We start from the raw sequence: 19,509 nt of genomic DNA, 5'->3' as shown, positions 1-19,509 counted from the left end.
CGGCTGTGGGCATGGCTCCGGACCGGCACCCGTCGACGATGGGCGCGCGCGGCTGCCGGGGGTGCCCATTCCCCTCCAGCACGTCCGTCACGCCAGGCCCATGACCACGCAGACCCCCACCAGCACCGCCCAGATCCGCAGCGACTTCCTCGAGTTCTTCAAGGGCAAGGGCCACACCATCGTGCCGTCGGCGCCGCTGGTCCCCGGCAACGACCCCACGCTGCTGTTCACCAACTCCGGCATGGTGCAGTTCAAGGATGTGTTCCTGGGCGCCGAGAAGCGCAGCTACGTGCGCGCCGCCGACGTCCAGCGCTGCCTGCGCGCGGGCGGCAAGCACAACGATCTCGACGTCGTCGGCTACACCGCGCGTCACCACACTTTCTTCGAGATGCTCGGCAACTGGTCGTTCGGCGACTACTTCAAGAAAGACGCCATCGCCTGGGCCTGGGAACTGCTGACCCAGGTCTGGAAACTGCCGGCCGAGCGCCTGCTGGTGACTGTCTACCAGACCGACGACGAGGCCTACGCGCTGTGGCGTGACATGGTCGGCATTCCGGAAGACCGCATCGTCCGCATCGGCGACAACAAGGGCGCGCCGTTCGCCTCCGACAATTTCTGGCAGATGGCCGACACCGGCCCCTGCGGGCCCTGCACCGAGATCTTCTACGACCACGGTCCCGCGCATTTCGGCGGTCCCCCGGGTTCGCCCGACGAAGACGGCGACCGTTTCATCGAGATCTGGAATCTGGTCTTCATGCAGTTCGACAAGCAGTCCGACGGCACCCTGGTGCCGCTGCCTGCACCGTGCGTCGACACCGGCATGGGTCTGGAGCGCCTCGCCGCGATCCTGCAGGGCGTGCACAGCAACTACGAAATCGACCTGTTCCAGGCCCTGATCCGCAAGGCCGGCGAGCTCACCGGCACCCAGGATCTGGAAAACAAGTCGCTGCGCGTGATCGCCGACCACATCCGCGCCTGCAGCTTCCTGATTGTCGACGGCGTGCTGCCGTCCAATGAAGGCCGCGGTTACGTGCTGCGCCGGATCATCCGCCGCGCACTGCGCCACGGCTGGATGCTCGGCGTCCGCCAGCCGTTCTTCAGCGCGATGGTGGGAACGCTCGACGACGTGATGGGCGATGCGTATCCGGAACTGCGCGAGAAGCGCGAACTGGTCGAACGTGCGCTCAAGGCTGAAGAAGAACGCTTTGCCGAAACGCTCGACGCCGGCATGCGCATCTTCGACGACGTCGCCTCGCGCAGCAGCGGCGCGATTCCGGGCGAGGATGCGTTCCGTCTCTACGACACCTACGGCTTCCCGCTCGATCTGACCCAGGACATCGCGCGCGAGCGCGGTCTCGAGGTCGACATGCCCGGCTTCGACGCGGCCATGCAGCGCCAGCGCGAGACTGCGCGCGCGGCCGGCAAGTTCACCTCCAGCGCCGGCTTGTCGGCCGATCTCGTCGCCCAGCTCTTGCCGACCGTGTTCGTCGGCGACGACCAGACCGAAGCCGACGGCCTTCAGATTCTCGCGCTGCTGGTCGGCGGGCGCCCGGTCGAGTCCGCATCGGCCGGCGACGAAGTCGTCGTGATCCTCGACCGCACGCCGTTCTACGGCGAGTCGGGTGGCCAGGTCGGTGACACCGGCGTGCTCGAAGCCGACGGTATGCGTTTCGAAGTCGACGACACCCAGAAATTCGCCGGCCAGTTCCACGGCCACGTCGGCCGCCTGGTGTCGGGCACGCTGCAGCGCGGTGACCGCGTGCGCGGCGCGATCGATGTCGCACGCCGCGGCAGCATCGTGCTCAACCACAGCGCGACGCATCTGCTGCACGGCGCGCTGCGCGATCTGCTGGGTACGCACGTCGCGCAGAAGGGCTCGCTGGTCGCACCCGAGCGCCTGCGTTTCGACTTCTCGCACTTCCAGCCGGTGACCGCCGACGAACTGGCTGAGATCGAACGCCGTGTCAACGTCGAAGTCCGCGCCAACCATCCGGTGAGCATCGAGCAGATGGACATGCAGTCCGCGCTCGATTCCGGCGCGATGGCGCTGTTCGGCGAGAAATACGGCGAACGCGTGCGGGTGGTGACGATGGGTGAGTCGGTCGAACTATGCGGCGGCACGCATGTCGATCGCACTGGCCGTATCGGTTTGTTCAAGCTCGTGTCGGAGGGTGGTGTGTCCTCCGGCGTGCGCCGCGTCGAAGCGTTGACCGGCCAAGCCGCGCTCGACCACGTGCGCAGCGACGAAGAGCGCATGCGCCAGGCGGCCGGTCTGCTCGGTGGCACCGCGGGCGAAGTGGGCGAGCGTCTGCGCGCACTGCTCGACCGCCAGAAGCAGCTCGAGCGCGAGCTCGAATCATTGAAGGCCAAGGCGGCCAGCGGCGCGACCGCGGACCTCGGCGCCTCCGCGGTCGACGTCGGCGGCATCAAGGTCGTGGCCGCGCGTATCGAAGGTCTCGACGCCAAGGCGCTGCGGGATGCGGTTGATCGCCTGAAGCAGCAGCTCGGCGATGTGGTCGTGTTGCTGGCAGGCGCGAGCGATGGCAAGGCCGCACTTGTGGCGGGTGTCGGCGGCGCCGCGACCGGTCGCGTCAAGGCGGGCGAACTGCTGTCGCACGTCGCGGCGAAGACCGGCGGCAAGGGCGGCGGTCGACCCGACATGGCGCAGGGCGGCGGCGAGGATGGCCCGGCGCTGGTGGCGGCCCTCGGCGAGGTGCGTCAGTGGGTCGCGGAACGCCTCGGCTAAGCGGGCGCTAAACGCCTGTCCCGGGTTGTTGACCGGGTGCCCGGCAGGGGACATGCTTCACGACCTCATTAGGTCTGTAATCGGTTTCCACGGTCGAGAACGGTCCGAATACAGTCCACGCCGGTGCGTTGAAACGCGCCGGTTCCAGGAGATTTCTATGTTGATTCTGACCCGCCGCGTCGGGGAGACGCTGATGATTGGTGACGAGGTCTCGGTGACCGTGCTGGGCGTCAAGGGCAACCAGGTGCGCATCGGTATCACCGCGCCCAAGGATGTCGCCGTGCACCGCGAAGAGATCTACCAGCGCATCCATCGCGAAGGCGAAGAGGCCGAAGCGCAAGAAGATTTGCCGCAGACGCCATAAAGCCGGTATCCTTCGCACCGCGTTCGGCGCTTGCGTCGGACGTGTTGCTTCGGAGAGTTGCCCGAGTGGCTGAAGGGGCTCCCCTGCTAAGGGAGTATGGGGCTTAAAACTCCATCGAGGGTTCGAATCCCTCACTCTCCGCCACTGCTCGAATTCGATCGGATTTCCCCGGAAATCGCAGAGAAAAATTTCGGATAGTGGTTGACGAAGCAAACGTTTTGCTAGAAAATTCCGCTTCTGTTCAAGGCGCCCGTAGCTCAGTTGGATAGAGCACCAGGCTACGAACTTGGGGGTCGGAGGTTCGAATCCTTCCGGGCGCACCAGAACAACGAAGAGGCCAGCGAGCGATCGCTGGCTTTTTTGTTGCGTGCGTGTTTTTGCCGCGACGTTGGTGACGCTTTCGATCGGTCGCGCGAACGCGTGCTGCGCGTGTATCGCCCAGTGATATGGCGCGTCTGCGATGACATGGATTGCGCGTGGTGAGCCACGGCTCCTGTCGGCGTGTATTTGCTGCAGCGAGATTCGCCCGCGCAATGCCGCGGTGTGCGATCCGATGCAGGCGTGTGGTCTCCACAACACCTGTCGTCGACACCAGTCGATGAAAGGGAGATAGCGCGTCAGCGCGGGGCACATGGAAGCCACTACTGCACAGGCGCAATCATCCAGAAACGCGGGGCGATCGCCCAGTTCTCGTCATCCCCGTACAGGCGGGTGTCCGGGGATTCTGCGCATATGACCGGCTGCCTCTGGATGCAGCCCGCCCGGAGAGCGTGTTGCAGCGACGCGCTAGAGCCGCGCGTCCACCGCGTCGGCGGGCAGCGCGGCCTTGACGTCGAACAGCACTGCGCCCGGCTTGCCGAAAGCGCGCATACCCACAGCGCCGAGTTCACGGAACTGGGTGTGTGCAACGGCAAGAATGATCGCGTCGTACGCGCCGGCATCCGGCGTGTCGATCGGCGTCAGGCCGTATTCGTGCTGCGCATATGCCGCGGCCACCCACGGATCGTGCACGTCGACTTCGATGCTGTAACTCTGCAGTTCGCGCACGACGTCGATCACGCGCGTGTTGCGCAGGTCCGGGCAGTTCTCCTTGAACGCCAGGCCCAGCACCAGGACACGCGCGCCGGCGGTCTGGATGCCGCGCTGCTGCATCAGCTTCACCACGCGCTGTGCGACGTGCAGGCCCATGCTGTCGTTGATGCGGCGGCCGGCGAGGATCACTTCCGGGTGATAGCCGATCTCCTGCGCCTTGTGCGTCAGGTAGTACGGATCGACGCCGATGCAATGGCCGCCGACCAGGCCCGGCCGGAATGGCAGGAAGTTCCACTTTGTGCCGGCGGCTTCCAGTACTTCGTGCGTGTCGATGCCGAGGCGATCAAAGATCAGCGCAAGCTCGTTGACCAGTGCGATGTTGACGTCGCGCTGGGTGTTCTCGATGACCTTGGCGGCTTCGGCTACGCGAATGCTCGATACACGATGCGTGCCGGCTTCGACGATGTCGCGATACAACGCGTCGACGAATGCCGCGGCCGCGTCGCTGGAACCCGCGGTGACCTTGAGCGTGTTCTCAAGCCGGTGCTGCTTGTCGCCCGGATTGATGCGTTCAGGGCTGTAGCCGACATGGAAGTCCTCGCGGTAGCGCAGGCCCGACGCGGCTTCGAGGATCGGGACGCAGATCTCTTCCGTCGCGCCCGGATATACCGTCGATTCGTAGATCACCACGCCACCACGCTGCAGGGCGGCGCCGACCGCGCGGCTCGCTGCTTCCAGCGCCGACAGGTCGGGCCGCTTGTAGGCGTCGACCGGCGTCGGCACGGTCACGATGTGCACGTTGCAGTCCGCGAGGTCGGCCGCGTCGGCGCTATAGCGCAGGTGCGCGGCCGCGCGCAGTTCGTCTTGCGAAAGTTCGCGGGTGTGGTCGTCGCCACGCTGCAGGCCCGCCACACGCGTCTGATCGATGTCGAAGCCCAGTGTCGCGTGGCGGCGCCCGAATGCGACCGCGAGCGGCAGGCCCACGTAGCCGAGGCCGATGACGGCGATGCGGATGGCGTCGCGTGCGGGCAGCGGTGCAGTCATGCAGGAAGTCGCTCGTTGGACAATCGGCGCAGTGTAGCGGACGCCCGCACACTGCCTCAGCTGTCGGCGAGCCAGGCGGCGATCGCGTCCGGCGTGCGCATCCACGCGAAATGGTCGGCTTTCGCACCCAGACGTTTCGCATCGAAACCGTCGATCTTCGTGTCGGCACTACCCAACTTGTCCAGCAAGAAACGCAGCGAGGACGGCGGTCCGAGCCAGTCTTCGTCGAGCCATGCGGCGCGCACACGAATGTCGATACGCGCCATCGCCGCATCGATGTCGACATCGAGTCCGGCCGCCGCATAACGCCCGCGCAATCCACTGCGCGTCCAGTCGGCGATCACGCCGCGCGACTCGTTGCCGGCAAAGCGCAGCCGGCGCCCCGGCAACACGCCGCGCGTGCGCGCGAGCCACGCCATGAAGCGGTACAGCGGCGGCAGCGTGTAGCGCATATGCGGCGGGAACGCACGCCAGTAGGGCGCGCCGCTGGCGACCAGCCACAGTGCGTCGGCCGCATCGGGCTGCAGTGCGAGATGGCAGCAGGCGAGCTGACCGCCGAGGCTGTGGCCGCCGATGACGCGTGTCGTGCCCGGCACGGCGGCATCCAGCGCCGCGTCGCTGCGCGCGATGTCGACCAGCAGTTCGCGATAGCCCCAGTCGTGCGCGCGGCCGGCGCGCAGGCTGCTCGAGCCGATACCGCGCCACTCGTGCAGGCCGACGGCAATCCCGCGCAAGGCCAGGGCATCGGCGAAGGGCAGGTAGTGCTTCGCGGGCACGCCCATCGCGGGCAGCCACAGCAGCCGACGGGTCGGCGCATCGGGCACGCGCATGATCAGTTCGAAGCGATGGCCGTCACCGCTGTCGAGCGGTTCGACGCGGGCAGCCAGCGTGCTCACGACGCGAGCGGGCCCAGATGTCCGAGCACGCCGACCGCACTGCGACCGGGACGATAGGCGTCGCGCATTGCGCGATGCACGTAGTCGATGCCCGCGCGGCATGCGGTCGCCGCGTCGTCGCCGAGTGCGAGACGCGCGGCGATCGCCGACGACAACGTGCAACCTGTGCCGTGACCGTCGATATCGAGCCGCGGGGCATGATGCGCGAACGCGGTCGCGGCATCGGTATAGCGATCGACGACCTGATCGCCCTCGTCGAGATGGCCGCCCTTGAGCAGGACGCCGCGTGCGCCCAGTGCGCGAAGCGCCGCGAGTGCATTTTCCGCATCTGCGCCTGCACCAATGCGGCGGCCGAGCAGCAGCTCGGCTTCCGGCAGGTTGGGTGTCAGCACATCCGCGCGCGGAATCAGACGGGTGCGTAATGCCCCCAGTGCATCGTCATGAAGCAGCTTCGCGCCGGAGGTCGCGATCATCACCGGATCCAGCACCACCGGCACGTCGGGATACAGCGCCAGCGCGTCGGCCACGGCCTCGACGATCTCCGCCGTCGCCAGCATGCCGATCTTCACCGCACGCACGTCGAAGTCATCGAAGCAGGCCTCGATCTGCGCACGCAGGAACGCAACGGGCGGCGCATGCACTGCGGTGACGCCGCGCGTGTGCTGCGCGGTTAGCGCGGCAATCGCGGACAGCCCATGCACACCGTGCGCGGCGAAGGTCTTGAGATCGGCCTGGATACCGGCGCCGCCGCCGGAATCGGAACCGGCGATGGTCAGTGCGGACGGGGGGCGGGCAGTAAATTGCGACATGCGTGCATTGTGCCTGCGAGGCTGGGCAGACGCAGAGGTTCAAGGTGCCCTGTCGAGTGGCACGCCACGCCAGTGTCGATAGGCGGTGTAGCCGATACCCGTCGCACCGGTCAGCGCGGCAGGCACCAGCAACGCTTGGTAGCCGATCGCGCCGTAGAGCCAGGCGCCGAGGATGCCGCCGCCGAGAAACCCGCTGATGATCAAGCCGCTGAGTGTCAATCGCTTGATCGGCAACGGCAGGCCACGGATCAGATGGCCGAGCCCGATGCCCAGGTCGGTGAACATGCCGCTCAGATGCGTCGTGCGCACGAGTGCGCCGCTGTAGGTCGTCACCATCGCGTTCTGCAGACCGCAGGCCATTGCCGCGAGCAGCGCGCCGTAGATCTGCGCGCGTTCGAACATCGGTACCGCAGTTGCCAACAGCGCGGCCTCCAATGCCAGCACCACGCCGTAACGGCGGCCCAGACGCAGTGTCTCGTCCTGCAGGATCACGCCGCTGACCGTTGCGCCCGCGCAGAACGCAATGACCACGCCCCACAGATGCATCACCGTGCGCCAGTCCCGCTCGACGAGTGCGGCGCCGAGCAGGCTGGTGGTGCCGGTCAGGTGGCTCACCGCCTGGTGCTCGAACCCCAGGTATCCGATGACATTGACCATGCCGGCCACGCAGGCGAGGGCGACCGCACCGATCCACACCCAAGGCGGCAGCCGCATGCCCAGGCTCAGCACTCCGGTGTCGTCTGGAGCGCCGGTGTGCCGGGTTGTCGACGCGGGTCCGTCATTCGCTGCCGCTGCCGCTGCCGGCACGCGCCGCGCCACGCACGCCGCAGACGGGGGCGCAGGCGGCCCCGATCTGCAGCGTGCGACGGCGAGGCGCACGCGGTCGCATCACAGGACTTCCGAAGCGAAATCCGCCAGGCGAGAGCGCTCGCCCCGACGCAAGGTCACGTGCGCGCTGTGCGCCCAGTTCTTGAACCGGTCGACCGCGTAGGTCAGGCCCGACGTGGTCTCGGTGAGATAGGGCGTATCGATCTGTTCGACGTTGCCCAGGCACACGATCTTCGTGCCGGGACCGGCGCGGGTGATCAGCGTCTTCATCTGCTTGGGCGTGAGGTTCTGCGCCTCGTCGAGGATCAGATAGCGCGACAGGAACGTGCGCCCGCGCATGAAGTTCATCGAGCGGATCTTGATGCGCGAGGCCAGCAGGTCGTTGGTCGCCGCGCGGCCCCAGCTGCCGCCTTCCTGGTTGTGCGTCAGCACTTCGAGGTTGTCGGTCAGCGCGCCCATCCACGGCGTCATTTTTTCCTCTTCGGTGCCGGGCAGAAAGCCGATGTCTTCGCCGACGCTGACCGTCGCGCGGGTCATGATGATTTCGCGGTAGCGCTGCTGGTCCATCGTCTGCGCCAGCCCTGCCGCGAGTGCGAGCAGCGTCTTGCCGGTGCCGGCGGTACCGAGCAGGGTGACGAAATCGATCTCCGGATCCATCAACGCGTTGAGTGCGAAGTTCTGCTCGCGGTTGCGCGCATTGATGCCCCACACCGCGTGCTGGCTATGGCGGAAGTCGTCGACGATCTGCAGCGTCGCCCGGCCGTTCTCGACGCCGACCACGCGGAATTCCGATTCCTCGTCGCCCGGCAGGAAGAGGAACTGGTTGGGATACCAGCCATCGTTCTCGTCGGCCGCCAGCTCGTAGAAGGTGCGGCCGCGGTCGGTCCACGACCGCAGGTCCTTGCCGTGGATCGTCCAGAAATCCGCCGGCAACGCCGTCGCGCCCGTGTAGAGCAGGCTGAAATCGTCGAGCGCGCGGTCGTTTTCGTAATCCTCGTTCGGAATACCGGCGATCGCCGCCTTGATCCGCAGATTGATGTCCTTGGAGACGAACACCACCGGGTAGTCCGGTTCGGTGCGCACCAGGTCGAGGATCGCGCCGAGGATGCGGTTGTCGGGCGCGGCCGCGCCGAACGAGGTCGGGTCTTCGCTGGGCGTCGTGGTCTGGAAGCGCAGCTTGCCGACGCTCTGCACGCCGCGCAGCTGCAGGCCCTGTGGGCGCAGCAATGGCAGGCCGGTCGCGATCTGGTCGCTGCCCGCCGCTTCGATCAGTTCGTTGAGGAATCGGCTGACCTGCCGCGCATTGCGGCTGGCCTCGGTGGTGCCCTTCTTGCCGTTGTCGAGTTCTTCGATCACCTGCATCGGCAGGTAGACATCGTGCTCCTCGAACTTGAACAGCGCCGTGGGATCGTGCATGAGCACGTTGGTGTCGAGCACGTAGACGCGCTTGCCTTTGGTCATCATCGGAGTGTCAGCGTTCCGTGTTGAGTGGGGATGACGGAGTGGAGCCTGTGTCGCACACGCACGGCCGCGCCGCCGTGACCCGCGATGCGGGACGGCGTTCGGAACGTTCGGAAGTGGCCGTCACTGCGACTGCGCAGCCTGTAGTGCGTCGAGTACGGCCTGCGCATGGCCCGGCACGCGGACCTTGCGCCACTGCGCCGCGATGCGGCCATCGGGATCGATCAGGAACGTGCTGCGCTCGATGCCCAGCACGGTGCGGCCATACATGTTCTTTTCGCGGATCACGTCGAACGCGCCGCACAGCGCTTCGTCCGTGTCGCTGATCAGCGGAAACGCGAAGCCCTGCTTGGCGCAGAAGTTGTCGTGCGATTTCACCGAGTCGCGGGAGACGCCCAGCACGTCGGCATCGAGTGACTGGAATTGCGGCAGCAGCGCGCTGAAATCCAGGCCCTCGGTCGTGCAACCGGGCGTGGAATCCTTCGGGTAGAAGTAGAGGACGAGCCAGCGTCCGGCGTAGTCGGCCAGTGTGGCCTTCGCGCCGCCCGACAGCGCCAGTGGCAGCTGCAGGGTGGCCTTTGCGAGCTTCTTGCGTGTTCCGCTCATCGTTCGAACGGGCGTTCCATTGCGACGGTCATGATCACAATGCGCGCGTGTTCCTGCTTTCGCAAGCGTCCGCGCGCCTCACCTCAGAACTTCATCGGATCCATGATCGCGTCGAGGTTCAGGTGATCGCAGAACTCGAGGAAATCGTCGCGCAGCGCGGCAATGTGCATGTTCGCCGGGATGCCGATGGTGATCTGCGCCGAGAACATGTCGGCGCCGGTCTGCATGGCGCGATAGCGCGAGGAATGCAGGCTTTCGATGGTGATGCCCTGGCGATCGAAGAAGTCCGCCAGCTGGAACAGGATGCCGGCCTTGTCGGCAGCGACCACTTCCACCACGTAGGGCAGCAGGTTCGACTGGATCGGCTTCGGACCGGTGCGGTACCACACCAGCTTCAGGTCTTCCTCGCGCTCCAGACGCGTGAGCATGGCTTCGAGCTTGGCGACCGCGTCCCATGGACCATTCGCCAGCGCGGTCACCGAGACATCCCGGCCCACCGTCGACAGGCGCGTGTCGACCATGTTGCAACCGCTGTCGGAAATGCGACGCGACACCGACAGCAGCGGCGAGGCCGGATGCGTGGTGTACGCGTTGATCAGCAGGTAGTTCTCGTTCGGCGAGGGCCGGGCAGCGGTGTCGGAATCGGTCAAGGGGGCGTCCGCGGCGGGAAATCTGTTCGACTGCGAAGGTCGATGGCGACTGGGGGGTGAACGGCAGTCCGGTCACGGCCGGATGCGGTGGTCAGCATACTTGCCCGCGCTTCGTGGCCGCAAGTAACATCGGCCAGCATTTTCCGGGCCAAACCAACGCGTTTCCCGGCCCTTTTTTGCTTCGCGACCGCGCTGCAGTCGCCCATCGGATATTCATCTTGCGACTTTCAGGCAGCATCACCGCACTCGCCACCCCCTTCGACGCCACCGGTGCACTCGACCGCGCGGCGTGGAAACGGCTGATCGAGTGGCAGTTGGCGGCCGGAACGCAGGGCCTCGTAGTCGCCGGCTCGACCGGCGAAGCGGCGACGCTGGAAGACGATGAATACGACTGGCTGGTGCGCAGCGCGGTTGAGCTGGCTGCCGGCCGGGTGCCGGTGCTTGCCGGTACCGGCCTGTCGGCGACGTCGAAGACCATCGCCGCGACCCGGCGGCTCGCGCAGCTTGGCGCCGATATCGCGCTGGTCGTCGTGCCGGCCTATGTGCGGCCGACCCAGGCGGGCCTGCTCGCGCATTACCGCGCAGTCGCCGATGACGGGGGCCTGCCGGTGCTGCTCTACAACGTGCCCGGCCGCACCGGCACCGACATGCTGCCCGAGACCGTCGCCGAACTCGCGCGCCACCCGCGCATCGTCGGCATCAAGGAAGCACACAGTGGCGTCGAGCGCATGCAGGCGCTGCTCGCGCTGCAGAGTGATGATTTCGCAGTGCTCAGCGGCGACGACCCGACGGCCGCGCGGGCGATGCTCGCCGGTGCCGATGGCGTCATTTCGGTGGTCTCCAACGTGGTGCCCGGTGCATTCCGCAAGCTCAGCGATCTCGCGCGCAGCGGTCAGGCTGATGCCGCGCACGACTGGGACGCGCGTCTGCAGCCGCTGCATCTGTTCTGCGGCATAGAACCCAACCCCATTCCCGTCAAGGCGGTGCTAGCCAGGCAGGGCCTCGGCCACGGCCTGCGTCTGCCTTTGACGACACTGGCCCAGGCGCATGATGCGCAGGCTGACGATGCGACGCGACTCGCGGCGGACCTCGAAACGTCCTGCCGTGCCCGCGCCGCCTGATTTCCCAGGAGATTCCACGATGCGTCCACCCCGTTCCTCCATGCGCTATCTCGCCATTGCCGTCGTCGCGGTCGCAGTCGTGGGCACCAGCGGCTGCCGCTGGTTCAAGAAGGACAACGCGCTGTACGCGCAGAGCCCGGAAACCCGTCCGCTGGAAGTGCCGCCGGATCTCGACCGTCCGCGTACCGACGGTGCGATGGCGCTGCCGGAAGCCCCCACGTCCGTGACGCGTTCGGGTACGGCGGCCGTGCCGGCCGATTCGAACGTGTCCTTCAGCGCGACCGGTGCGCGCGATGCGGTGTTCGCGCAGGTCGGCGAAGCGCTGGCCGCGACCGATGGCGTCACCGTCAACAGCCGCTCGCAGGTGCTGGGCACCTACGACGTCTCCTATGCCGGCAGCCAGTTCCTGGTGCGCATCGCGTCGCAGCAGGGCGGCGCGGTGGTGTCGGCAGTCGATCCACGCGGCGTGGCCGCGACCGGTGACGCACCGACGCGTCTGATCGCTTCGCTGCAGGCGGCGCTGGCGCAATAAGCGGCTGGAGGCGACGTCCGAGAGCCGGGCGTCGTCGATCACCGGATACGAAAACGGGCGCCTCGGCGCCCGTTTTCGTGAATTCGTGAATTCGCTCGCGGCGCGCGGATCAGCGCTCCAGCAGCGGCAGCTTGTCCGGCCTGCCTTCCCAATCCTTGGCGTCGGGCAGCGCATCCTTGCGTGTCGTGATCACCGGCCAGGCCTTGGCCAGATCGGCATTGAGCGCGACGAACGCTTCCTGGCCCGCCGGCACATCGTCTTCGGGATAGATCGCGTTGATCGGGCACTCGGGCTCGCACAGCGTGCAGTCGATGCATTCGTCTGGATCGATGACGAGGAAGTTCGGCCCTTCGTGGAAACAGTCCACCGGGCAGACCTCGACGCAGTCGGTGTACTTGCACTTGATGCAGTTTTCGGTGACGACGAAAGGCATGGATTCGGATCGGGCGGGGCGACGACGGGCTGCAGTTTAAGGCAGCAGTGCCGGCACCGGTGCGAAGTGTTCGCATTTTTGGCAATCGTCGCGTCCCGGCACGCGCAGGCAACCCGCCAGGACTGTCGCCACGCGAACGCTGCGTCATCCATTGAATGCCAGGTAGCGCCGTGCTGCCGCAACCGTACAAATGCAGACAGCCCACGCCTTGCGGCATGGGCTGTCTGCTTTGATGTGGTGCTCCCTACGGGATTCGAACCCGTGTTTTAGCCTTGAGAGGGCCACGTCCTGGGCCTCTAGACGAAGGGAGCTGGGGTGCCGCGAACGGCTCCGGTTGGACGACCGGCCTGCAAACGCGTCTAAGTCGTTTGCAGCTTGCTAGTATAGCAGGCTTGCTGGCGCCGCAACGGCCGCCTGAGAAAATTTTCAGACTTGATGCATACCGATCCCACTCCGATTCCAAGCGACGTGTCCGCCGAACTGCGGGTCATTCCGCGCGACCAGCACACCATCTCGCGGCGGCAGATCAGCCAGAACGCGCTGCGTGTGTTGTACCGCCTGCACGAGGCCGGCCATCAGGCCTATCTGGTCGGTGGGGCGGTGCGTGACGTGCTGGTCGGCCTGACCCCGAAGGACTTCGATATCGCGACCGACGCGACGCCGGAGCAGGTCAAGGGACTGTTCCGCAACTGCCGGTTGATCGGCCGCCGGTTCCGGCTGGCGCATGTGGTCTTCGGCCGCGAGATCATCGAGGTGGCGACGTTCCGCGCCAATGTCGACGACGGCAGTGGCGACCGCGAAGTCCACGACGGCGGGCGCCTGCTGCGCGACAACGTCTACGGCACGATCGAGGACGACGCGGTGCGCCGCGACTTCACCGCCAACGCCTTGTATTACGCGATCGCCGATTTTTCGGTGCGCGACTACACCGGCGGTTTCGAGGACGTGCAGAACCGGGTCATGCGCCTGATCGGCGATCCCGACACGCGCTACCGCGAAGATCCGGTGCGCATGCTGCGCGCGGTGCGTCTGGCGGCCAAGCTCGACTTCACCATCGAGCCGGGCACTGCCGAGCCCATTCCGCGTCTGGCGGCGTTGCTCGGCGAAGCCGCGCCGGCGCGGCTGTTCGAGGAATGCCTGAAGCTGTTCCTGTCGGGGCACGCGGTCGCCAGTTTCGAAGGTCTCGAGCGTCACGGTCTGCTGTCGGCGCTGTTTCCCGAGTCGGCTGCAGCACTCGCCAGCAACCGCAGCGGCGCGTTGCGGTCGATGGTGCTCGCGGGCCTCGCATCGACCGATGCGCGCATCGCCGCGGGCGATCCGGTCTCGCCCGCCTTCCTGTTCGCCACGCTGCTGTGGCCGGCGTTCTGCCGCGCCTGGATGAAGCTGCAGGCCGACGGTGTGCAGCCGGTCGAGGCGCAGCGCCGCGCGGCTGACCGCGTCACGCTGCATCAGGTGACGACGGTTGCGTTGCCGCGTCGCTTCTCACTGCCGATGCAGGAGATCTGGCTGCTGCAGGCGCGCTTCCCGCTGCGTCAGCGCAAGCGGGTCACGCGCACGCTGTCGCATCCGCGCTTCCGCGCCGCATTCGATTTCCTCGTACTCCGCCAGACCGCGTCCGATGCGCATGCAGCCGATGTGGCGTTCTGGGAAGAAGCCCAGCACGATCCCGATCATGCGATCGCGCTGTATCCGGGCGAGGAGGAGGTGGCCGGCGACGAAGACGCGCCGCGTCGTCGCCGTCGGCGTCGCCGCACGCCGGCCGCCACTGGATGACACCCCGCGCCGTCCGCGGCGTGCAGCCTGAGGCCCACGCATGAGCGTGCGCGCGTGGATCGGGCTCGGCGGCAATCTCGGTGATGTGCCGCAGGTGCTGCGCGATGCCGCCGCGGCGCTGTCGGCGTTGCCCGATGTCGAGGGCCTGCGACTCTCGTCGCTGTACCGCACGCCGGCCTGGGGGCGCACTGACCAGCCTGATTTTGTCAACGCGGTCGCAGTGCTCGACACCAGCCGCGCGCCGATGGATCTGCTCGACGCGCTGCTCGACATCGAACGCAGGTTCGGCCGTACCCGTAGCGACGAGGCCGACGACCAGTGGGGTCCACGCACGCTGGACCTCGACCTGCTGCTCTACGGCGACGCGGTGATCACACTGCCGGGACTGACCGTTCCGCACCCGCGCCTGCACGAACGCGCCTTCGCCCTCGTGCCGATGCTGGAACTCGACGCCGAGATCGTGATTCCGCGCATCGGCGCGGCCGCAGATGCGCTCATCCGCGTGGATCGCGCCGGCATCGAAGCGCTACGCTAGCGCCATGAACACTTCATCTTCCGCGCCCGTCACCGTCCCCGCGCTGTTCGAGGCACGCGCCGCCGGTCGCCGGCTCGCGATGCTGACCGCCTACGACGCCGGCTTCGCCCGCACGTTCGATGCCGCAGGTGTGGACCTGCTGCTGGTCGGCGATTCGCTGGGCATGGTGGTGCAGGGCCACGGCTCGACGTTGCCGGTCACCGTCGACGACATCGCCTATCACACCGCCTGCGTGGCCCGGGCAGTGCAGCGTGCACTGGTCGTCGCCGATCTGCCATTCCAGGCCGACGCCACGCCCGAGCGCGCGCTCGATGCCTCGACGCGGCTGCTGCAGGCGGGTGCCGGCATGGTCAAGCTCGAAGGTGCGACGCCGAACAAGTGCGAGGTGGTGCGCTTCCTCGTCGAGCGCGAGATTCCGGTCTGCGCGCACCTGGGCCTGACCCCGCAGTCGGTGCTGCGCTTCGGCGGCTTCAAGATCCAGGGACGCGGCGACGCCGCTGCCCAGGCGCTGCGCGACGATGCGCGCGCGATTGCCGAAGCAGGTGCGACGCTGATCGTGCTTGAAGGCGTGCCGGCTGCGCTCGCCGCCGACATCACCGCCGCCTCGCCGGTGCCGACGATCGGCATCGGCGCAGGACCGGATTGCGACGGTCAGGTGCTGGTGCTGCACGACATGCTGGGCCTCGACAGCGGCCATCGCCGCCCGAAGTTCGTCCGCGATTTCCTTGTCGGCGGCGGCTCGGTGGCGGGCGCTGCGCGCGCCTACGTCGCTGCAGTGCGCGACGGCAGCTTCCCCGGCCCCGAACACTCCTACCGGTAGCCGGCGATGCACAGCGGCAGTTGCCTGTGCGGCGATGTGCGATTCGAGGTCGCGGCCAAACTCGCGCCGCCCGATGCCTGTCATTGCGTCGCCTGCCGGAAATCGTCCGGTCATGTGTTCGCCTCGACCGACGTGCCGGTCGAGGCGCTGACGATCCATGACCCGCAGGCCGTGCTGCGCTGGTACGCCAGCTCGGCGCGCGTGCGCCGCGGATTCTGCGGGCGCTGCGGTTGCTCACTGTTCTGGGCGCCGGTGGGCGGCAGCAAGACCGCGGTAGCGATGGGGGCATTCGACACACCCACCGGTACCCGGTTGCACATGCACATCTTCGTCTCTGAGCAGGGCGACTACTACGCGCTCGACGACGACCTGCCCAAGCACACGCGCTGACGCCGGACGTCGCCGATCTGCGAAAATCGGCGCTCACCCATCGCTGGACCCGCCGTGATCGACACCGTGCATGACCTCGCCGCGCTGCGGACCCGGATCGCCGGCTGGAAGCGTGCGGGCCTGCGCGTCGGCCTGGTGCCGACGATGGGCAATCTGCATGCGGGCCATTTCTCGCTGGTGGAGGCGCTGCGCGCACGCGTCGACCGCGTGGTCGCCAGCGTGTTCGTGAATCCGACCCAGTTCGGCCCGAACGAGGATTTCGCCCGCTATCCGCGCACGCCCGAACAGGACGCGCAGGGCCTCGCGGCGGCCGGCTGCGACTTGCTGTGGCTGCCGTCGGTCGAGGCGATGTATCCGCTGGGCCTGCACAACACGGTGACCGTGCGCGTGCCCGGCATCACCGAAGTGCTGGATGGCGCGCACCGCCCGGGACATTTCGACGGCGTCGCCACCGTGGTCGCACGCCTGTTCAACCAGGTGCAGCCCGACGTTGCCGCGTTCGGCCGCAAGGACTACCAGCAGCTGGCGGTCATCGCGCACATGGTCGCCGACCTCGCGTTCCCGGTGGAACTGCTGCCGGTCGCGATCGCCCGCGAGGCCGACGGTCTGGCGATGAGTTCGCGCAACCAGTACCTGGATGCCGATGCGCGCGCGCGCGCGCCGGGGATTCATCGCGCCCTGCGCGCGTTGCGCGATGCCATGCAGGCGGGCCAATCCGCGGCCGAAGCGAGCGCGCGTGCGATCGCGACGCTGCGCGATACCGGCTTCGAGGTCGATTACGTCGAGGTGCGCGCGCCCGACCTGTCGCCGCATGGCGAGGCGCAACCTGCCGCCGTCGCGCTGGCAGCGGCGCGCCTGGGCACCACGCGCTTGATCGACAACCTCGAATTCAGTCTTCACAGGACGCCTGCGGCCCGCTGAATCAGCGTCGCTGCGGCGCGCCGCTGATGTTGCGATGCCGCAGATGGTCCCTATACTTCGCGGTTCCTGCGGGCTTCCCGCGTTGTCCGCTGCCGTGATCCGGCCGCCTACGCCATGCAACTCACCCTGCTGAAAGCCAAGATCCACCGCGCCTCCGTGACCCATGCCGAGCTGCATTACGAAGGCTCGTGTGCGATCGACGGTCGCCTGCTCGACCTGTCGGGCATCCGCGAGTACGAGCGCATCGAGATCTACAACATCAACAACGGCGAACGCTTCGCGACCTACGCGATCCGCGCCGATGTCGGCAGCGGCATCATCTCGGTCAACGGCGCCGCCGCGCACAAGGCCGGCGTGGGTGATCTGGTGATCATCTGCGCCTATGGCGCGCTGGACGAAGCCGAGGTGGCGAAGTTCAAGCCGAAGCTGGTGTACGTCGACCGCGACAACCGCATGACCCACACCAACGATTCGATTCCCGCGCAGGCCGCCTGATGACCATGGCGGTGCGACTGATCCGAGACACGCTGGCGCCGCACGCGCGGCGCCTCGATTCGGCGCGCATCGCCGACCTCGTCGAAGCCGGTTCGGCGCGTCCGCACGATTTCGCACTGCGCATCGGCGGGCTGTATGCCAGCTTCGCGCGCCAGCGGCTCGACCGCGAGGCACGCGATGCGCTGGTCGGGCTCGGCGAAGCCGCGGCCTTGCCGCAGGCGTTCCGCGCGCTGTTCGACGGCGTCACTGTCAACACGTCCGAGAATCGTCCGGCGCTGCACGTCGCGCTGCGCTCCGCGCTGTCGGAGACCGCGATCGCGCGGGATGCCCACGCACAGGCCGCAGAGGCGCGCGTGCGCATGGCGGAACTGGTCGCGCAACTTGAAGCGTCCGATGTCACCGACATCGTCAACGTCGGCATCGGCGGCTCGGATCTGGGTCCGCGCCTGGTCGTCGACGCGCTGAAGGATTTCGGCACCGGTCGTTTTCGTGTGCATTTCCTGACCAACGTTGACGGCAGCGATGCCCAGCATCGGCTTGCGAAACTCGACCCGGCCAGGACCGCTGCGATTCTGGTCTCCAAGACCTTCGGCACGCAGGAGACCCTGCTCAACGGCGCAGTCGTGCGCGACTGGCTCGGCGGCAGCGAACGCCTGTACGCGGTGAGCGCCAACGTGCCGCGCGCCGAAGCCTTCGGCGTCGCGCCCGAGCGCGTGCTGCCGATGTGGGACTGGGTCGGCGGTCGTTATTCGCTGTGGTCCGCGGTGGGGTTCTCGATCGCGCTGGCAGTCGGCATGGACGGCTTCGAGGCCCTGCTCGCCGGCGCTGCCGAGATGGATGCGCATGTGTTGCAGGCGCCGCTCGCCGGGAATCTGCCGATGCTGCATGCGCTGACGGGCGTGTGGAACCGCAACGCGCTCGGTCTCGCAACGCATGCGGTGCTGCCCTACGACGAGCGCCTCGCGCTGCTGCCGGCATATCTGCAGCAACTGGTCATGGAAAGTCTCGGCAAGTCGGTCACGCCTGATGGCGAAGCCGTCGGTCTCGATACCGTGCCGGTGCTGTGGGGCGGGCCGGGCACCAATTCGCAGCACAGTTTCTTCCAGGCGCTGCACCAGGGTACGCAGACCATCCCGGCCGATTTCATCGGCGTGGTGAACCCCGCGCATCCCCATGCCGACAACCATGCCGCACTGCTGTCGAACCTGCTCGCGCAGACAGAGGCGCTGGCCAACGGTTACTCGGCCGATGATCCGCAGAAGTCGTATCCGGGCAACCGCCCGTCGACGCTGTTGCTGCTCGACCGCCTTGACCCGCGCAGCCTCGGCGCGCTGATCGCGCTCTACGAGCACAGCGTCTACGCGCAGTCGGTGTTGTGGGGCATCAATGCGTTCGACCAGTGGGGCGTGGAACTCGGCAAGCGCATTGCAGGCGAACTGATGCCGGCGGTGCAGGGCGATGACGTGGCGGTGGCCGACCCGGTCACGCGCGCGTTGCTGGACGAGATCCGCGCGCGCACCCGTCACAGGTGAGCGCCGAAGTCCGAATCCGCCATGCCGAGCCGGCCGATGCAGTCGGCCTGCAGATACTGTTTTCGGAATTCTCGGCCTATGCCGGCACCTTGCAGCCGCCGTATCCGTCGCTGTCCGCATGGACGCGGCAGCTGACCGACATGCCGTCTCACGTTGTGCAACTGGTGGCCGAGGATCGGGGTGCTGTGGTTGGCGCTGCCGGTTTCGATGTGATCCAGCATCCTCGCCGTCGGCATGTTGCGAACCTCGGCATGGCGGTGTCGAATGATCGGCGTGGTGAGGGGATTGGCACGGCGCTGCTGATGGCGGCCATCGATACTGCCGAGCGCTGGCACGGCGTCCGCCGGATCGAACTCGAGGTCTACGTCGACAATGCAGCGGCGATCGCCTTGTACGCGCGCCACGGTTTTGCAGAAGAAGGACTGGCGCGCGCCTACGCGCTGCGCGACGGCGCGTATGTCGACGTGATGTTGATGGCACGGCTCGCCGCCGACGTCTGAATCCGAAGCATCTTTCAGCCC

The 19,509-nt window shown here is 67.2% G+C and carries 20 protein-coding genes and 3 tRNA genes; 14 read left to right on the top strand and 9 right to left on the bottom strand.

Annotated features, from left to right (window positions below):
* Positions 1-100 precede the first annotated feature (100 nt).
* The 4 genes from alaS (at position 101) to J2X52_RS12175 (ending at position 3,433) form a co-directional block, all read left to right on the top strand.
* Complete coding sequence (gene alaS, locus J2X52_RS12190; RefSeq protein WP_310153589.1) at positions 101-2,746, top strand: alanine--tRNA ligase; 2,646 nt, start codon at positions 101-103, stop codon at positions 2,744-2,746.
* A gap of 157 nt (positions 2,747-2,903) precedes the next feature.
* Positions 2,904-3,110 carry a carbon storage regulator CsrA gene (gene csrA / locus J2X52_RS12185; protein ID WP_310153587.1) on the top strand — a complete coding sequence of 69 codons (207 nt, stop codon included), beginning with the start codon at positions 2,904-2,906 and terminating at the stop codon, positions 3,108-3,110.
* A 51-nt stretch (positions 3,111-3,161) separates the two neighbouring features.
* Positions 3,162-3,254: transfer RNA gene (locus J2X52_RS12180), tRNA-Ser, on the top strand.
* 102 nt (positions 3,255-3,356) lie between these two features.
* Positions 3,357-3,433 (top strand) — tRNA-Arg (locus J2X52_RS12175).
* 463 nt (positions 3,434-3,896) lie between these two features.
* Here the strand turns inward: J2X52_RS12175 and J2X52_RS12170 are convergent.
* From J2X52_RS12170 to J2X52_RS12140, 7 genes are all read right to left on the bottom strand, one after another.
* Positions 3,897-5,186, bottom strand: a complete 1,290-nt coding sequence (locus tag J2X52_RS12170; protein WP_310153584.1) for a nucleotide sugar dehydrogenase — start codon at positions 5,184-5,186, stop codon at positions 3,897-3,899.
* Between the two features lie 56 nt (positions 5,187-5,242).
* On the bottom strand, positions 5,243-6,016 hold the full coding sequence (locus J2X52_RS12165; protein WP_310153701.1) for an alpha/beta fold hydrolase: 774 nt from the start codon (positions 6,014-6,016) through the stop codon (positions 5,243-5,245).
* Between the two features lie 62 nt (positions 6,017-6,078).
* A complete protein-coding gene (gene thiD / locus J2X52_RS12160; RefSeq protein WP_310153581.1) occupies positions 6,079-6,891 on the bottom strand; it encodes a bifunctional hydroxymethylpyrimidine kinase/phosphomethylpyrimidine kinase in 813 nt (270 codons plus the stop codon).
* A gap of 39 nt (positions 6,892-6,930) precedes the next feature.
* Positions 6,931-7,611, bottom strand: a complete 681-nt coding sequence (locus J2X52_RS12155; protein WP_310153698.1) for a YoaK family protein — start codon at positions 7,609-7,611, stop codon at positions 6,931-6,933.
* 168 nt (positions 7,612-7,779) lie between these two features.
* On the bottom strand, positions 7,780-9,180 hold the full coding sequence (locus J2X52_RS12150) for a PhoH family protein (RefSeq protein ID WP_310153579.1): 1,401 nt from the start codon (positions 9,178-9,180) through the stop codon (positions 7,780-7,782).
* A 123-nt stretch (positions 9,181-9,303) separates the two neighbouring features.
* A complete protein-coding gene (locus tag J2X52_RS12145; protein ID WP_310153576.1) occupies positions 9,304-9,786 on the bottom strand; it encodes a peroxiredoxin in 483 nt (160 codons plus the stop codon).
* A gap of 83 nt (positions 9,787-9,869) precedes the next feature.
* The gene (locus J2X52_RS12140; protein WP_310153574.1) at positions 9,870-10,436 is read right to left on the bottom strand and encodes a glycine cleavage system protein R; all 567 of its coding nucleotides are present in this window, start codon (positions 10,434-10,436) and stop codon (positions 9,870-9,872) included.
* Between the two features lie 218 nt (positions 10,437-10,654).
* Between J2X52_RS12140 and dapA the strand changes: the two genes are divergently transcribed.
* Together dapA and J2X52_RS12130 are read left to right on the top strand one after the other, a co-directional pair.
* Positions 10,655-11,557: a 4-hydroxy-tetrahydrodipicolinate synthase gene (gene dapA, locus J2X52_RS12135; protein ID WP_310153572.1), complete on the top strand. Its 903-nt coding sequence runs from the start codon at positions 10,655-10,657 to the stop codon at positions 11,555-11,557.
* 19 nt (positions 11,558-11,576) lie between these two features.
* Positions 11,577-12,089, top strand: a complete 513-nt coding sequence (locus J2X52_RS12130) for a hypothetical protein (protein WP_310153569.1) — start codon at positions 11,577-11,579, stop codon at positions 12,087-12,089.
* 109 nt (positions 12,090-12,198) lie between these two features.
* Here J2X52_RS12130 and fdxA read toward each other — a convergent pair whose 3' ends face one another.
* Together fdxA and J2X52_RS12120 are read right to left on the bottom strand one after the other, a co-directional pair.
* The gene (gene fdxA, locus J2X52_RS12125; RefSeq protein ID WP_310153565.1) at positions 12,199-12,522 is read right to left on the bottom strand and encodes a ferredoxin FdxA; all 324 of its coding nucleotides are present in this window, start codon (positions 12,520-12,522) and stop codon (positions 12,199-12,201) included.
* A gap of 235 nt (positions 12,523-12,757) precedes the next feature.
* Positions 12,758-12,833: transfer RNA gene (locus tag J2X52_RS12120), tRNA-Glu, on the bottom strand.
* A gap of 124 nt (positions 12,834-12,957) precedes the next feature.
* On the opposite strand from J2X52_RS12120, the gene pcnB reads away from it, so the two are divergent.
* From pcnB to J2X52_RS12080, 8 genes are all read left to right on the top strand, one after another.
* On the top strand, positions 12,958-14,295 hold the full coding sequence (gene pcnB / locus J2X52_RS12115; protein WP_310153563.1) for a polynucleotide adenylyltransferase PcnB: 1,338 nt from the start codon (positions 12,958-12,960) through the stop codon (positions 14,293-14,295).
* A 40-nt stretch (positions 14,296-14,335) separates the two neighbouring features.
* Positions 14,336-14,830 (top strand): 2-amino-4-hydroxy-6-hydroxymethyldihydropteridine diphosphokinase, encoded by a 495-nt coding sequence (gene folK, locus J2X52_RS12110; RefSeq protein WP_310153560.1) that lies wholly within the window; start codon positions 14,336-14,338, stop codon positions 14,828-14,830.
* Between the two features lie 4 nt (positions 14,831-14,834).
* Positions 14,835-15,650 carry a 3-methyl-2-oxobutanoate hydroxymethyltransferase gene (panB, locus tag J2X52_RS12105; RefSeq protein WP_310153559.1) on the top strand — a complete coding sequence of 272 codons (816 nt, stop codon included), beginning with the start codon at positions 14,835-14,837 and terminating at the stop codon, positions 15,648-15,650.
* Positions 15,651-15,656: 6 nt separating this feature from the next.
* Positions 15,657-16,040 carry a GFA family protein gene (locus J2X52_RS12100; protein WP_310153557.1) on the top strand — a complete coding sequence of 128 codons (384 nt, stop codon included), beginning with the start codon at positions 15,657-15,659 and terminating at the stop codon, positions 16,038-16,040.
* Between the two features lie 54 nt (positions 16,041-16,094).
* Positions 16,095-16,961 (top strand): pantoate--beta-alanine ligase, encoded by an 867-nt coding sequence (gene panC / locus J2X52_RS12095; RefSeq protein ID WP_310153552.1) that lies wholly within the window; start codon positions 16,095-16,097, stop codon positions 16,959-16,961.
* Positions 16,962-17,075: 114 nt separating this feature from the next.
* A complete protein-coding gene (gene panD / locus J2X52_RS12090) occupies positions 17,076-17,456 on the top strand; it encodes an aspartate 1-decarboxylase (RefSeq protein WP_232136944.1) in 381 nt (126 codons plus the stop codon).
* 5 nt (positions 17,457-17,461) lie between these two features.
* Positions 17,462-18,988, top strand: a complete 1,527-nt coding sequence (gene pgi, locus J2X52_RS12085; RefSeq protein WP_310153695.1) for a glucose-6-phosphate isomerase — start codon at positions 17,462-17,464, stop codon at positions 18,986-18,988.
* Positions 18,985-19,488, top strand: coding sequence for a GNAT family N-acetyltransferase (locus J2X52_RS12080; protein WP_310153548.1), 504 nt, complete (start codon positions 18,985-18,987; stop codon positions 19,486-19,488). The genes pgi and J2X52_RS12080 overlap by 4 nt, the downstream gene beginning before the upstream one ends.
* Positions 19,489-19,509: the final 21 nt, after the last annotated feature.

The organism is Luteimonas sp. 3794, assembly GCF_031456825.1.
Lineage (GTDB): Bacteria > Pseudomonadota > Gammaproteobacteria > Xanthomonadales > Xanthomonadaceae > Luteimonas.
This window is presented reverse-complemented; position numbering and strand designations above follow the sequence as displayed.

Bases quoted from the DNA above. Each gene is read 5' to 3' on its own strand.
- pcnB (WP_310153563.1), top strand. From the start codon at position 12,958: ATGCATACCGATCCCACTCCGATTCCAAGCGACGTGTCCGCCGAACTG.
- pgi (WP_310153695.1), top strand. From the start codon at position 17,462: ATGGCGGTGCGACTGATCCGAGACACGCTGGCGCCGCACGCGCGGCGC.
- panB (WP_310153559.1), top strand. From the start codon at position 14,835: ATGAACACTTCATCTTCCGCGCCCGTCACCGTCCCCGCGCTGTTCGAG.
- fdxA (WP_310153565.1), bottom strand. From the start codon at position 12,522: ATGCCTTTCGTCGTCACCGAAAACTGCATCAAGTGCAAGTACACCGAC.
- folK (WP_310153560.1), top strand. From the start codon at position 14,336: ATGAGCGTGCGCGCGTGGATCGGGCTCGGCGGCAATCTCGGTGATGTG.
- J2X52_RS12170 (WP_310153584.1), bottom strand. From the start codon at position 5,186: ATGACTGCACCGCTGCCCGCACGCGACGCCATCCGCATCGCCGTCATC.
- J2X52_RS12150 (WP_310153579.1), bottom strand. From the start codon at position 9,180: ATGACCAAAGGCAAGCGCGTCTACGTGCTCGACACCAACGTGCTCATG.
- panD (WP_232136944.1), top strand. From the start codon at position 17,076: ATGCAACTCACCCTGCTGAAAGCCAAGATCCACCGCGCCTCCGTGACC.
- J2X52_RS12100 (WP_310153557.1), top strand. From the start codon at position 15,657: ATGCACAGCGGCAGTTGCCTGTGCGGCGATGTGCGATTCGAGGTCGCG.
- J2X52_RS12165 (WP_310153701.1), bottom strand. From the start codon at position 6,016: ATGCGCGTGCCCGATGCGCCGACCCGTCGGCTGCTGTGGCTGCCCGCG.
- thiD (WP_310153581.1), bottom strand. From the start codon at position 6,891: ATGTCGCAATTTACTGCCCGCCCCCCGTCCGCACTGACCATCGCCGGT.
- J2X52_RS12145 (WP_310153576.1), bottom strand. From the start codon at position 9,786: ATGAGCGGAACACGCAAGAAGCTCGCAAAGGCCACCCTGCAGCTGCCA.
- J2X52_RS12130 (WP_310153569.1), top strand. From the start codon at position 11,577: ATGCGTCCACCCCGTTCCTCCATGCGCTATCTCGCCATTGCCGTCGTC.
- alaS (WP_310153589.1), top strand. From the start codon at position 101: ATGACCACGCAGACCCCCACCAGCACCGCCCAGATCCGCAGCGACTTC.
- csrA (WP_310153587.1), top strand. From the start codon at position 2,904: ATGTTGATTCTGACCCGCCGCGTCGGGGAGACGCTGATGATTGGTGAC.